This is a genomic window from Bradyrhizobium sp. S3.2.6 (assembly GCF_040546885.1).
GTDB classification, from domain to species: Bacteria; Pseudomonadota; Alphaproteobacteria; order Rhizobiales; family Xanthobacteraceae; genus Bradyrhizobium; species Bradyrhizobium cytisi.
The window spans coordinates 110,795-123,744 of sequence record NZ_JBEPOS010000020.1 but is presented as its reverse complement, the minus strand read 5'-3'; the positions used below and the strand labels follow the sequence as shown (position 1 = coordinate 123,744).

The following is a 12,950-nucleotide window of genomic DNA, read 5'->3' as shown; positions in this document are numbered from 1 at the left end:
CCACCGGTCGGGCCGGCATCCTAGTCTTTCTTTTAAGCTTAAAGGATTTGGATGAGCCCCCGGATTGGGCAGGCCGGCGCCCCCGGCGACTCACTCCATCATTGCGAGCGAAGCGAAGCAATCCAGTCTACCTCCGGGGCGGCAGTCTGGATTGCTTCGTCGCAAGAGCTCCTCGCAATGACAAAGGAGAGAGGCTTACGCCTTCTCCACCCCGCACCATTCCGCGATGAACAGCGCCATCGCCTTGGTGGTCTGCTTCAGCGAGTCCAGATCGACATATTCGTTGAAGCCGTGCATCTCCCCGCCGCTGGCGCCAAAGCACAGGCTGGGGATGCCGTAGTTGAGGCCGTAGAAGCGGGTATCGGTGAGCGCGGTGAAGACGAGATCTTCGACCGCGCCGCCATAGACCTTGTTAAAAGCTTTGCCGAACGCGGCTTCCGGTGCCGCGGAATCGGTCAACTCATAGCCTTCCGACAGGAAGCCCGACCATTCGACCTCCGGCGGATTGTTGGCGAGGAAGCGGTGGTTGCGCGAGGCAGCGGCAACGCAGGCCATGATCTCCTTCTGGTGATCGGCGACCGACCAACCCGGCAGGATGGCGATACGGCAATCGACGTCGCACCAGGCCGGCACGCTGGAGGCCCAATCGCCGCCCTTGATGATGCCGGGGTTGAAGTTGATGGGATGGCTGAGCGTATTGAAGTGACGATCGGCCTTGGCGCGCTCGTTCCACTCGATCTCGAGCTTCTGTAGCGCATGGACGAGGTGATAAGCCGCCATGATCGCATTGGAGCCGGAGCCGGCAAAGGCGACATGGGTCGGATGGCCCTTCACGCGCAGGCGAAACCAGATCACGCCGACCTGCGAGCGTACCATCTTGCCGGCGGTGGGCTCGGGGATGAAGCAGGCATCGGCCCGGTAGCCGCGCTGAAGCGTCGAAAGTGCGCCGACGCCGGTGCTCTCCTCTTCGATCACCGACTGAAAGTGAATCCGCGCAGTCGGCTTGAAGCCGGCCGCCTTGATCGCATCCAGCGCATAGAGCGCGCCGATGGTACCCGACTTCATGTCGCAGGCGCCGCGGCCGAACATCTTGCCGTCCTTGATGACAGGCGAGAACGGCGGTGTGTCCCACAATTCCAGCGGTCCCGCGGGCACCACGTCGCAGTGCCCCTGGAGGATCAGCGATTTGCCGGCCTCGGTGTTCGGACGATAGGTGCCGACCACCGAGCGTGCCTTGGAGAAATCATGCTCGATCGGCCCGAAGCCGCGCAGATCCTTGAGCTCGTCGACATTGATGTGCCAGTCGTCGACCTCGTAGCCGCGCGCGCGCAGCAGATCACCGATCATGTCCTGGCACGGCCCCTCCGCCCCGCGGGTCGAAGGGATCGCAACGAAATCGCTTGTGGTCGCAAGCTGGGCTTCGAAGCCGGCATCGACGGCGTCAAGAATCCTCTGCTGCGTTTCGGCATTCATCAGGCAACTCCGGGCATCCAGTTGGTCAACGGTGCACGCAAGCTAGCCGATTTCAGCCGTTCGGGTACTCCACAAAATAAGCATCCCGCAATGCATCTTCGAGCAGTCGGCCTTCCGAATAGCCATTCAGCGTTGCCGGCCTGCTCACGCCGTCGAGCAGCCGCGGGCACGGCTCCGGCGCGCCGAGAACGGTGCGAACCGGAATGCGCTCGGCATAGACCGGCAATTCGTAGTCCTCATCGTCGTCGGCGACACCCTTGGCGCGGACCTTGGCGGACGCTTCCTCGATCTCCATCGCGATGAAGGAGGTCGCCTTGATCTCCGGGGTGCTGCTGGGCCGCAGGCTCGCGGTGCGATCCGGGAAGAAGCGGTCGACCATCGCGACCACGGCGCGCTCTTTCTCTGCGGGGTCGGTCACGAGATAGGCGGTGCCGAACGCCATCACCGCGCGGTAGTCGGCGGAATGATTGAAGCCGCAGCGCGCCAGCACGAGGCTGTCGAGATGGGCGACCGTCAGGCACACCCGCTCGCCCCTCGTCTGGTTGCGCAACATGCGGCTCGCGCTCGAGCCGTGCCAATAGAGCTTCATCCCCTCGCGCCAGAAGAAGGTCGGCGTGCAATAGGGCTGACCGTCGATGACGTAGGAGACATGGCACAGCATCGAGGAGTCGAGGATGCGATGAACCGTCTCGTAATCGTAAAAGCCGCGGTCGTGCCGGCGCTTCACCTGATTGCGCGCTGACGTCGGATAGAAATCTTGGCTCTCGGTCTGGCTCACGGCCGCTCCTCATCAGAATTGGACGAATTCGAGACCGGTTGTAGCTGCGCATTTGGTCTGCGATAGTGCCAATTCCATGCAAAAACTTCCGACCAATTCTCTCGTCCCTGCCAAGGCCGAGCTGCCGCTCGATCTCATTGGCCCGCACATCACCGCCGGCGCCTCCTCAGCGCACCGGCTGTACCAGGCCCTGTGCGAGATGATCGTCTCTGGCCTGGTCAAACCTGGCGAGCCGCTGCCGCCGTCGCGCACGCTCGCCAAACAAACCGGCTTTCGGCGCAACGCGGTCGTCACGGCTTACGAGCGCCTGATCGCCGACGGGTTCGCGCAAGCGACCGTCGGCTCTGGCACGTTCGTTGCCGCGCGCATTCCGGCGCGCGCGGCCATACAGAAGAAGCCGAAGGTGATTGTCGAGGCGCCAAAGCAAGGCGCGCTCTCGCTCGGCTGCACCCATATCGACGAGCGCGCGGTACAGCGCTTTCGCGCTTTCGTTGGCCGACGCATGCGCGCCTTTGGTAGCGAGCATCTGCATTACGGCGATCCGCGTGGCAGCCGCGAGTTGCGCGTCGCGATCGCAGATCATCTGCTCTCGGCGCGGGGGCTGCGCTGCGACCCCGACCAGATCATGCTCACATCAGGAACGCTGCACACGCTGCGCATCGCTCTCGGCACGATCCTGAAGGCCGACGATCAGGTCTGGTGCGAGGACCCCGGCTATCCCATTGCGCGCCGGACCATCGCCCAATGCGGCTATCGCATTGTGCCCATTCCCGTCGACGCCCATGGCCTGCAAATCGCGAGGGGCCGCACGGGCGCGCCTTCCGCACGCGCGGCCTATGTCACGCCGTCGCATCAGTTTCCGCTCGGCGTGCAGATGTCGATGCCGCGGCGGCTGGAGCTGCTCGACTGGGCGAAGCAGGCCGGCGCCTTCGTGTTCGAGGACGATTACGACAGCGAGTTCCGCTATGACGGCGCGCCGCTGAAGTCGCTCGCCGGCATCGATCACCTCCAGCGCGTGATCTACATGGGCACGTTTGCCAAGACGCTGTTTCCGGGACTGCGCATCGGCTATTGCGCCCTGCCCGAACGCTTGATCGGCGACGTCACGGCCGCGCGCGCCGCGCTCGACCGTTTTCCCGGAACGCTGATGGAAGGCGCGGTCGCGGATATGCTCAATTCCGGCGCGTTTGCCGCAAACCTCAAGCGCGTGCGCAAGCTTTACCGCGAGGCGCGTGATGCACTGGCCGAAACGCTCGAAGCGGCATCGGATGGCGCGCTGTCGGTCCCGGTGCCGTCGCAGGGCCTGCACCTCGTGGCGCAGTTTGATCCGGCCGTTGCGCCAGCGGTTGCGGCCGAAGCGAAACAGGCCGCGGGCGCAGAGGGCTGGCTGCTCGCCGACACTTATGCGCGGGCGCGGCCGCTTCCCGGCTTCGTGCTGGGATTTTCCGGGCACGCGGTTCCACAACTCGTCGCCTCCGCCGAAAGGCTCGCGCGGGAAGCGCGCGCGGCCTTGCGCAACAAAAGCAAGGCGGGCCGGCGGGCGTGACAAAGGTCCACTATGAGAATCGTGTGCCGCTCCCTACATTGCTGCACCGACGCCGGAATCCCTCATGATGTCACCCTGTCGTGCAGCCTGTCTCTCAGTCCTGATCTCCGCCATGCTCGCGACGGCGGCACACGCGGCCACGGTCGGGCGCGAGCAGGACATCGTCGATCTCAAGCTTGGTCAGCGCGTGATGGTGGATGATGGAACCTGCCCGGCCGGACAGGTCAAGGAAGTTCGCGGTTCGAAGATGAGCGACAAAGGCGTCGTGCGAACCAGCTCTTGCGTGGCGCGGTACGGTCCGAAGTCCAAGTAACCGCTACGACTTCGCCGGGTCGAACATGCACTGCAGGGTCGGCTTGGCAATCTTGGTGAAGGTCGCGCCGATTTCGCTTTGCTTTGCCGCCGGCACCCAATCGGTCTCGATCGTGGGAACGCCGGTCTCACTGATGCCGCGCAGCAGCGCCTCGCGCAGGTCGCGATCCTCGACCGCGGCCGCGGCATGATCATGCAGACAGCCGCAGACCTCCTCCGGATGCTCCCAGCGCCCGAGCATGCGCGGGGCACATTGCCGCACGAATTCGGTGCGCGGGTCGGGCAGCCGGGTTGGCGCGCGCACCTGCGCCTGGACGGAACTGATCGTCAGAAGGGAGAGGACCGCTGCAGCGCAGAGACGAAGGTACATGATGGCTTTTGCCGGCTGATTTTCTTGTTGCTGATCAGAAGCGCGCGGCGAGAACGATCGGCTGAGGCGCCGTGGTGGTCACCGGCGAGCCGCTGTACTGGAAGGTGCCGATACCGGGCAGACTACCGTCCGGCGCGCCGCCAAACGAGGAACCGGCGAGCACGAAGCCGAAAGCAAGGATGAAGCTGAGCGCGCGCATGGATATGTCCCCGAATTGCGTGGTCGGCGGTGTGCCGTCGTCGTTGTGAAGCTGATAACCATCCGCGGTTTCTCCCGTGATGCGCCCAAAGCCGAAAATGGTTTCTTTCCCGGTGAGAATTGTTTCGTCGCCCGCGATCTGACGAAACAATTCCCGGAAAACATCAATCATTCCAGATAGGGCGCGTGACAGTTTGAACCACTTGGGAGCAACCATCCATACAGGTTGAGGTGACGCGGTCACATTCACGACGTCAGCGCTTCACATGCATTTTACGGTTTTCTGCTGAAGAGAACCGCAAGCGAAGGCCGGACCCGCTGATGAACCCGGAGCTCGCCGGGCACGACCGAAGCCTTCGAGAACCGAAAGGCCCGTCAACCGGGCACATGTGAGGAATGGCCACCATGATGGCGCAAGATCGCGCAATGGCGCGCGACGCGGCCGAACGGAACGACCGCGCCGATCAACGCGCCGCTTCGCCAGGGTCGATGGCTCTGCAATCAGGCCGCGGCTACGAGGCCGCGCCGCAGGCGTTCGTGCGGCTGAGCGGCTCGCACCATGCGAAACCGCGCGTCAGCCGCGATCCCGTCACTGAGTGAACGCAAGTGCGTCACTGAGTGAAGAAGTCGCCGCACTTCTGGACGTTCGCGTCGGCCGGTCCCCACGGCATGATCGGCACCGTCGAGGTCGAGTTCTTCGGCGATCCCTCGATCAGCTTGTCCGAATAGACCATGTAGACGAGCACATTGCGCTTTGAGTCGCAGCCGCGCACGATCTGCATCTTCTTGAAGAAGAGCGAACGGCGCTTGCGGAACATGTCGTCGCCCTGCTCCATCTTGTCCCTGAACTTGATCGGACCGATCTGGCGGCAGGCGAGCGAGACGTCAGAAACCTCCTCGGCCAGACCCAGCCACCCCTTGAAGCCACCCTTCTCAGGCACGGTAAAGTGACAGGCCACGCCTTCGACTTCGGGGTCGTCGAGGCCGTAGGTCGCAAGCTTGTCATTCGGGCTCATCCATTTGAACACGGTGGAGCGACGGAAGATCAGATCCGGCTCGTCGGCGGCTTGCGCGGACGCCACCGGCACGGCCAGAGCCAGAAGCAATAAAGCGAGGCCTTTCAAGCGGATGCCGGAAAGACCGGGGAAACGAGATGACATGAAGTTCTCCGGTAAGAAGTCCCGGCAATGTAGGTATGGGGTGATCGTTCAGGAAGACGATGGCATCCGGGCGCGGCCGCCGTTTACCGCTCCGTGAGGCTTTTTTGCTACGTCTTGGACAAAAGTAGCTGATGGCAGAACCGCCCTGCTGGTGAACGCGTATCCCCTCTGCGAGACTAATGTCTGATTTGGATTACGGATTCGAGGAATGACTAGCGTGAACGGGTCCCGTTTTGCCGCCGCGCCCGCACGGCTGTGGCAGTTCGTCGTTTTGACGGCCGCGGGTGCGATCGGTACGACCAGCCAGGCAGAAGCAGCGTTCTATTACACGCCGGATTATTCGGACGGGTCCTACTACGCGCGGCCGGTGCGGCATCCCGACGAGCCACAGCAGAAGCCGCAGAAGCGCGGCTCGGCAGCCAAGACCAAGAACGCGGCGCGCGTCGAGAAGGAGACCGACGCGAAGCCGCGGGGTCCGCTCGTCATCGTCGTCTCGATCGACCGGCAGAAAGTGACGATCTACGATTCCAGCGGCGTGTTCGCGGAGTCGCCGGTGTCGACCGGCATGAAGGGCCACTCGACGCCGATGGGCGTGTTCAGCGTCATCCAGAAGCACAAATTCCACCACTCCAACATCTATAGCGGCGCGCCGATGCCGTACATGCAGCGGATCACCTGGTCCGGCATCGCCATGCATGCCGGCGTGCTGCCGGGCTATCCGGCCTCGCACGGCTGCATCCGCATACCGATGGCATTCGCCGTGAAAATGTGGAACTGGACCAAGATGGGCGCGCGCGTGATCGTCACGCCCGGCCAGATGACGCCGCAAAACTTCTCGCATCCGATGCTCGCTTCGCTGCGCGTCCCGCCGCAGCCGGCTGCCAGCGTCGAGCCGACGACGAGCGTTGGCGACAAGGCGGACAAGGGTGCGCCTGAAACCAACGTCACGGACGCCAAGCCCGTCGAGACCAAGTCGTTTGAGACCAAGACCGCCAGCGCCGACGGCGTGCTCGAGCTGCGCTCCACGGTTGGCCATACCGTGATGTCGGATGTGACCACGGGCAATGCGCCGGTCCGCGAGGAAGCGGTCAAGACTGACGTCAAGGCTGACACCAAGTCCGCCGAGGCCTCCGAGCCGGCCAAGCAGCCAGACGCGGCAGCGGCGACGGACGAGGCTGCCAAGCCCGCTGATGCAGCGAGCACAGAAGCGACGCCTGCGGAAGCTGCCAAGGCGACCCCGGACGAGAAGCCGGCTGACAAGGTCGAGGCCGCGAAGTCAGAGCCGGCCAAGGCTGACGCGGCGACGACCGAGAACAAGCCCGACGCGGCGGTGACGGCAATTGTGCCCGCCCAGGCCGCTTCGCCGGAGGCAAAAAAGGACCAGACCCGCGTTGCCGATCCCGCGCCGTCCGTGAAGCCGGACCTGCCGAAGCGGACCGGTCAGATTGCGGCGTTCATCAGCCGCAAGGATTCCAAGCTCTACGTGCGGCAGAATTTTGCGCCGCTGTTCGACGTGCCCGTGACGATCGCGGCAAGCGACCGGCCACTCGGCACCCACGTATTCACCGCCGAGATCGACAAGACCGATGCCAATGCGCTGCATTGGTCGGTGGTGTCCCTGCCCGTTGCCGTTCGTGCCGCCGCGCGCGAGGACGACGGTCACGTCACGCGCCGCCAGCGCGGCGCCGCCGTGATCCCCGTTGCCGCAAAGCCGGTGATTACTCCGGACAGCCCGACCGAGGCACTGGATCGCATCACGATTCCTGCCGACGCCATGGCGAAGATCAACGAGCTGCTCACCACCGGCGGCTCGGTCATCGTCTCCGACCAGGGCATCAACCAGGGCGAGACCGGCGAAGGCACCGACTTCATCGTCCGCCTGTACTGAGCCGGGCTGCGCTAAGCTTGGCACCGCGTCAGATAACGCGGTGTTGAGCCGGCCGGTCGTCTCGCCGGAGCAGGCTGCGTGCCGGGTCACATCCGGGGGAACCTTGGGCACAATTGGGGCGAAGCGCCAAACAGCCGTTGCAATGGCGATGGGCCACCAACTAGGCTAGGATGATCAGGGGCAGGATAGGTTTTGCCGGAGGCGAAAAGCCGCGGCGGAACAACGGGATCAATCTCGAGGACAACACCATGCGTGTGGCGGCAGGACTGATTTTGGCAAGCGCGATATCGGTTGCGCTGACAGGCGCGGCGTGGTCGCAGACCCCGGCCGCGAAACCCGCAGCCGCCACCCAGGCTGCCCCCGCGGCCGCTGCTCCGGCTCCGGCACCCGCTGCAGCCCCTGCCGCAGCGCCCGCGCCGCAAGCCGCCGCGTTCCCGCCTCCGCCGCAACAAGCGCCGCAGCCGGCGCGCGCGGCCTGCAACAATCCGGACGCGCTGGGCGTCGCCCGCACGGTGGAGATCGACACCACAGGCGGTCCCGGCTTCGGCTTCGAGCATTTCAAGGAACTCGACTTCCTGCGCGACAAGGAGGTCGTCCTGACCTTCGACGACGGTCCCTGGCCGCACAACACGCCCGCCGTGCTGAAGGCGCTCGCCGACCAGTGCACCACCGGCATCTTCTTCTCGATCGGCAAGCACGCCACCTACGAGCCGGAGATCCTGAAGCAGGTCTACGCGGCCGGCCACACCGTCGGCACCCACACCTGGTCGCACGCCAACCTCAACAACAAGAAGCTGACCGAAGCGCAGCGCAAGGAAGAGATCGAGAAGGGCATCAGCGCCGTGAAATGGGCGCTCGGCGGCATCTCGCCCGCAGCGTTCTTCCGCTTCCCGGCGCTGCAGCATCCGCCCGAGATGGTCACCTATCTCGGCAACCGCAACGTCGCGATCTTCTCCTGCGACATCGACTCGTTCGACTTCAAGGCCTCGAAGCCCGAGAAGGTGATCGACACCGTGATGAAGGGGCTCGACAAGAAGGGCAAGGGCATCCTCCTGATGCACGACTTCCAGAAGCACACCGCGGAAGCCCTGCCCGAGCTTTTGAACCGTCTCAAGGCCGCCGGCTACAAGGTGGTAGCGATGCGCGCCAAGGCGCCGGTCGCCTCGCTCCCCGAATACGACCAGGAGCTGATGAAGGACGTCAAGCTGCCGACGGTGAGCACGCGCCCGGTCAATTCCGTGGTGACGACCGTTTCCGAATAGCCGTCGCTTGTCTTTCCATTTCGAAGGTTACGTCATCGTCTCGGCGGACGGCATGCTCGCCGACGCCAGCCGCGTCATGCCCGACAGCCTGAAGTTCGAAGGCGACAAGCTGTTCTTCGAGCAGGCGCTCGACGGCGCAGCGCTGATCGTGCACGGCCGCAACTCGCATGAGCAGCACCCGAACTCGTCCAAGCGCAAGCGGCTGATCGCCACCCGCAAGATCAAGGCCCTCACCGTCGATCCGGAGATGCCGAACGCGACGCTGTGGAATCCGGATCATGCAAGCTTCGAAGAGGCTGCCGCCTTTGCCGACGTCGCCTCGGGACGGATCGCGGTCATTGGCGGCCCCCTCGTGTTCGACATGTTCATGGACCGCTTCGACACGTTCTGGCTGTCGGAAGCCCCGCATGTGCAGCTCGCCGGCGGCGAAGGCTGTTTCGTGGGCGTGCCGGAGCGGACACCGCACGAGGTGCTGGCGTCGCATGGGATGAAGCCGGGCACGCCGTATCTGCTCGACGCCGCGCATGGCGTGACCGTCACGCCGTGGCGTCGAACGGATTAGCAAAGCCCTTAGGGCTTGCTTCCACAAAAAAACGAAAACAACCCCATGCACAGTAGCCAGGCGCCTGTCGGCGCGACCATTTTCGCTTTTTGCGAATATTGCTTGCCCCGTCGGGCAAAACAGGGGCAGAATGGCATCATGGCAGCGCGTGGTCAGGGACCAGGCGGGGCCCGTCCTCCGCCTACACGTCTCCGTAGGCCGTCTCGGCCGAACGCGTGGCGCGGCCATAGCCCATGATCATGAAGAGCGCGCCGATGATGGAGAGATTCTTCAGCGCGTCGATTACCATCTTGGCATTTTCAGGCGCCGGCTGATTCCAGAAGTCGTAGAACAGGACGGTCGAGACCGCGGTGTAGATGATCAGCAGCATCGCAAAGAAGCGCGTGCCGAAATTCAAGGCGATCATCAGTCCCGCGATCACCTCGAGCCCGCCGACTGCGATCGCCAAAAGCTGCGGCATGGTCATCGCGGTCGCCGTCTCGACCTGCTTGGCGTAAGGCGCGATCACATCGGGCACCACGACCTTGGTGGCGATGAAATCGGCCGTCGCCTGGATGGCGATCAGTTTCGTTGCGCCCGTGTAGATGAACAGCACGGCGAACAGGATTCGCCCAAAAGTCACGAACGCTGGCATGGTCGGCCTCTTGGCTCAGGCTTTTAAAATCGGCGTCTTGACGAGAGTACCGAGCGATTATGAAGACTAGTGAGCCGGTTTACAAACGGGGAAATGGCGAACTGCGAGTAATTCAAAATTGGCGGCGAAGACGGTGCCCTTGGCGCTCCCTAGCGGAATCGAACCGACCGGGGCGAACGCGCCCATCCCACTCTCACCGTCATGGCCGGGCTTGACCCGGCCATCCACGACTTACCTCGCCCCACACGGAACGTGGATGCCCGGGACAAGCCCGGGCATGACGAGCTTGCGGAACGACCGCGCCTCCGAGAGACGCCGAACGCGCAGCCCGCTCCTACGTGAACAACGTCGGTTGCTGCCGGGCCGCGCGCTCCTGCGCTTCGACCACGGCCACCGCCGTCATGTTGAGGATGCCGCGCGCGGTCACCGAGGGCGTGAGGATGTGGGCGGGCCGCGCCGGGCCGATCAGGATCGGGCCGACGGGCAGCGCGTCCGCCAGCGACTTGATCATCTGATAGGCGACGTTGGCGGTGTCGAGCGTCGGCATGATCATGATGTTGGCCTCGCCCTCGAGCTTGGAGTGCGGCAGCACCATCTTGCGCGCCGCAGCGGAGAGCGCGGTATCGCCCTGCATCTCGCCGTCGGCCTCGATCTCCGGATGCCTCTCTCTCAGAAGCTGGGTCGCCTGGCGCATCTTGCGCGAGGAGTCGGTGTCGTAGCTGCCGAAATCGGAATGCGAGACGAAGGCGATCCTGGGCTTGAGCGCGAAGCGCTGAACATGCACCGCCGCGAGCGAGGCGATCTCGGCGAGCTCTTCTGCGCTCGGATTGGGCCGCACCTGCGTGTCGGCGATGAAGAACGCGCCCTTGCTGGTGATCAGCAGCGCCAGCGCGGCATAGTCGCTGACCCCGGCCTGAAAGCCGACGATCTCGCGGACATGACGCAGATGATGCATGTAGCGGCCTTCGACGCCGCAGAGCATGGCGTCCGCCTCCCCGCGCATCACCGCGAGCGCAGCAATCACCGTGTTATTCGTACGCACCACCGTGCGTGCCGCATCCGGTGTCACGCCGCGGCGGCCGGCGACTTCGACGTAAGACTGTACGTAGGAGCGATAGCGCGGATCGTCCTCGGGATTGACGAGGTCGAAATCCTTGCCGGCGCGGATCTGCAGGCCGAAGCGGTCGAGGCGGGCTTCCACCACGGAGGGACGGCCGACCAGGATCGGCCGCGCCACATTCTCCTCCAGCACCACCTGAGTGGCGCGCAGCACGCGCTCGTCCTCGCCTTCGGCGTAGATCACACGCACCGGCTGGGTCTTGGCCTTGGCGAACATCGGCTTCATGACGAGGCCGGAGCGGAAGGCGAAGCGCTCGAGCAGCGCGGTGTATTCGTCGAAATTGGTGATCTGCCGCGTCGCGACGCCGGACTCCATCGCAGCCTTGGCCACAGCGGGCGCGATGCGGAGAATCAGCCTGGGATCAAACGGGCTCGGGATCAGAGAGCCCGGACCGAAGCCCTGCGTCTCGCCGGTGTCAAAGCCTTGCGCGACCGCATCCGACGGCGCCTCGCGCGCGAGCTGCGCGATGGCTTCGACGGCGGCGTGCTTCATCTCCTCGTTGATGGCGCTGGCACCGACATCGAGCGCGCCGCGGAAGATGAAGGGGAAGCAGAGGACGTTGTTGACCTGGTTCGGATAGTCGGAGCGGCCGGTGCAGATCATCGCGTCGGGGCGCACCTTGCGCGCCTCCTCCGGCATGATCTCCGGCGTCGGGTTGGCGAGCGCCATGATCAGCGGCTTGTCGCCCATCGCCTTGGCCATCTCGGGCTTGAGCACGCCCGGCGCCGAAAGTCCGATGAAGATGTCGGCGCCGCCGATGACGTCGGCAAGCGTGCGCTTGTCGGTCTTCTGCGCATAGACCGCCTTCCAGCGGTCCATCGTGGTGTTGCGGCCCTCATGCACGAGGCCGTCGATGTCGCAGACCCAGATATTCTTGCGCTGCGCCCCCATCGAGACCAGCAGGTTGAGCGTCGCGATCGCGGCAGCCCCTGCCCCCGACGCCACGATCTTGACGTCCGAGAGCTTCTTGCCGTTGAGGCGCAGGGCGTTGGTGACGGCGGCGGCGACGATGATAGCGGTACCGTGCTGGTCGTCATGGAAGACCGGGATCTTCATGCGCTCCTTCAGCTGCGCCTCGATCTCGAAACATTCAGGCCCGCGGATGTCCTCCAGATTGATGCCGCCGAAGGTCGGCTCGAGCGCCGCCACGGTCTCGACCACGCGCTCGATGGTGTCGGCGGCGATCTCGATGTCGAACACGTCGATGCCGGCGAATTTCTTGAACAGGACCGCCTTGCCTTCCATCACCGGCTTCGAGGCCAGCGGGCCGATATTGCCGAGGCCGAGCACCGCGGTGCCGTTGGAGACCACGGCGACCAGATTGGCGCGAGCCGTCAGCGTTGCGGCCTCCGACGGGTTCTTGGCGATCTCGGTGCATGCAGCCGCCACCCCAGGCGAGTAAGCGAGCGCGAGGTCGCGCTGGTTCGCAAGCGGCTTTGTTGCCTGGATCTCGAGCTTTCCGGGACGCGGCAGACGGTGATAGGCCAGCGCCGCCTGGTGGAGATCATCAGAATAGGACGACATGCGGTCTCTTGCCTCGCGTTACCGGCCACAAAATGCCTCATCCGGAGCAGCCCTCCAAGCGGACGGTATTTCCGGGTCGTGGAAACGGGATGAAGCACGGCGGGCGCCCCGGTGGCAACATCC

13 protein-coding genes are annotated in these 12,950 nt (G+C 64.5%); 6 read left to right on the top strand and 7 right to left on the bottom strand.

From position 1 onward, the window contains the following. Nucleotides 1–195 precede the first annotated feature (195 nt). Nucleotides 196–1,473, bottom strand: a complete 1,278-nt coding sequence (locus ABID58_RS28510; RefSeq protein WP_354036145.1) for an ArgE/DapE family deacylase — start codon at nt 1,471–1,473, stop codon at nt 196–198. A 52-nt stretch (nt 1,474–1,525) separates the two neighbouring features. Next, a complete protein-coding gene (locus ABID58_RS28505; protein WP_354036143.1) occupies nt 1,526–2,251 on the bottom strand; it encodes a pyridoxamine 5'-phosphate oxidase family protein in 726 nt (241 codons plus the stop codon). 76 nt (nt 2,252–2,327) lie between these two features. Between ABID58_RS28505 and pdxR the strand changes: the two genes are divergently transcribed. Both pdxR and ABID58_RS28495 read left to right on the top strand, forming a co-directional pair. Further along, on the top strand, nt 2,328–3,797 hold the full coding sequence (pdxR, locus tag ABID58_RS28500) for a MocR-like pyridoxine biosynthesis transcription factor PdxR (protein WP_354036141.1): 1,470 nt from the start codon (nt 2,328–2,330) through the stop codon (nt 3,795–3,797). A 67-nt stretch (nt 3,798–3,864) separates the two neighbouring features. Continuing rightward, nucleotides 3,865–4,110: a DUF6719 family protein gene (locus ABID58_RS28495; RefSeq protein ID WP_148752992.1), complete on the top strand. Its 246-nt coding sequence runs from the start codon at nt 3,865–3,867 to the stop codon at nt 4,108–4,110. Between the two features lie 3 nt (nt 4,111–4,113). On the opposite strand, the gene ABID58_RS28490 is transcribed toward ABID58_RS28495, so the two are convergent. Together ABID58_RS28490 and ABID58_RS28485 are read right to left on the bottom strand one after the other, a co-directional pair. Then, nucleotides 4,114–4,479 (bottom strand): hypothetical protein, encoded by a 366-nt coding sequence (locus tag ABID58_RS28490; protein ID WP_148752991.1) that lies wholly within the window; start codon nt 4,477–4,479, stop codon nt 4,114–4,116. A gap of 34 nt (nt 4,480–4,513) precedes the next feature. Beyond that, on the bottom strand, nt 4,514–4,927 hold the full coding sequence (locus ABID58_RS28485) for a hypothetical protein (RefSeq protein WP_354036187.1): 414 nt from the start codon (nt 4,925–4,927) through the stop codon (nt 4,514–4,516). A gap of 155 nt (nt 4,928–5,082) precedes the next feature. Here ABID58_RS28485 and ABID58_RS28480 point away from each other — a divergent pair, with 155 nt between their 5' ends. Next, nucleotides 5,083–5,277: a hypothetical protein gene (locus ABID58_RS28480; protein WP_354036139.1), complete on the top strand. Its 195-nt coding sequence runs from the start codon at nt 5,083–5,085 to the stop codon at nt 5,275–5,277. A gap of 11 nt (nt 5,278–5,288) precedes the next feature. On the opposite strand, the gene ABID58_RS28475 is transcribed toward ABID58_RS28480, so the two are convergent. After that, entirely contained in the window at nt 5,289–5,837 is a 549-nt protein-coding gene (locus ABID58_RS28475; protein WP_354036137.1) for a CreA family protein, read from the bottom strand. A 208-nt stretch (nt 5,838–6,045) separates the two neighbouring features. Here ABID58_RS28475 and ABID58_RS28470 point away from each other — a divergent pair, with 208 nt between their 5' ends. From ABID58_RS28470 to ABID58_RS28460, 3 genes are all read left to right on the top strand, one after another. Continuing rightward, a complete protein-coding gene (locus ABID58_RS28470) occupies nt 6,046–7,725 on the top strand; it encodes a L,D-transpeptidase family protein (protein WP_354036135.1) in 1,680 nt (559 codons plus the stop codon). Nucleotides 7,726–7,973: 248 nt separating this feature from the next. Further along, nucleotides 7,974–8,987: a polysaccharide deacetylase family protein gene (locus ABID58_RS28465; RefSeq protein ID WP_354036134.1), complete on the top strand. Its 1,014-nt coding sequence runs from the start codon at nt 7,974–7,976 to the stop codon at nt 8,985–8,987. 7 nt (nt 8,988–8,994) lie between these two features. Then, entirely contained in the window at nt 8,995–9,549 is a 555-nt protein-coding gene (locus ABID58_RS28460; RefSeq protein ID WP_354036132.1) for a dihydrofolate reductase, read from the top strand. A gap of 181 nt (nt 9,550–9,730) precedes the next feature. Here the strand turns inward: ABID58_RS28460 and ABID58_RS28455 are convergent, their stop codons facing one another. Both ABID58_RS28455 and ABID58_RS28450 read right to left on the bottom strand, forming a co-directional pair. Continuing rightward, a complete protein-coding gene (locus tag ABID58_RS28455; RefSeq protein ID WP_354036130.1) occupies nt 9,731–10,183 on the bottom strand; it encodes a DoxX family protein in 453 nt (150 codons plus the stop codon). A 334-nt stretch (nt 10,184–10,517) separates the two neighbouring features. Next, nucleotides 10,518–12,827, bottom strand: a complete 2,310-nt coding sequence (locus ABID58_RS28450; RefSeq protein WP_148752984.1) for an NADP-dependent malic enzyme — start codon at nt 12,825–12,827, stop codon at nt 10,518–10,520. Nucleotides 12,828–12,950: the final 123 nt, after the last annotated feature.

Coding starts and splice junctions, on each gene's coding strand:
- ABID58_RS28495 (WP_148752992.1), top strand. CDS start 3,865: ATGTCACCCTGTCGTGCAGCCTGTCTCTCAGTCCTGATCTCCGCCATG.
- ABID58_RS28490 (WP_148752991.1), bottom strand. CDS start 4,479: ATGTACCTTCGTCTCTGCGCTGCAGCGGTCCTCTCCCTTCTGACGATC.
- ABID58_RS28475 (WP_354036137.1), bottom strand. CDS start 5,837: ATGTCATCTCGTTTCCCCGGTCTTTCCGGCATCCGCTTGAAAGGCCTC.
- pdxR (WP_354036141.1), top strand. CDS start 2,328: ATGCAAAAACTTCCGACCAATTCTCTCGTCCCTGCCAAGGCCGAGCTG.
- ABID58_RS28510 (WP_354036145.1), bottom strand. CDS start 1,473: ATGAATGCCGAAACGCAGCAGAGGATTCTTGACGCCGTCGATGCCGGC.
- ABID58_RS28480 (WP_354036139.1), top strand. CDS start 5,083: ATGATGGCGCAAGATCGCGCAATGGCGCGCGACGCGGCCGAACGGAAC.
- ABID58_RS28470 (WP_354036135.1), top strand. CDS start 6,046: ATGACTAGCGTGAACGGGTCCCGTTTTGCCGCCGCGCCCGCACGGCTG.
- ABID58_RS28450 (WP_148752984.1), bottom strand. CDS start 12,827: ATGTCGTCCTATTCTGATGATCTCCACCAGGCGGCGCTGGCCTATCAC.
- ABID58_RS28465 (WP_354036134.1), top strand. CDS start 7,974: ATGCGTGTGGCGGCAGGACTGATTTTGGCAAGCGCGATATCGGTTGCG.
- ABID58_RS28455 (WP_354036130.1), bottom strand. CDS start 10,183: ATGCCAGCGTTCGTGACTTTTGGGCGAATCCTGTTCGCCGTGCTGTTC.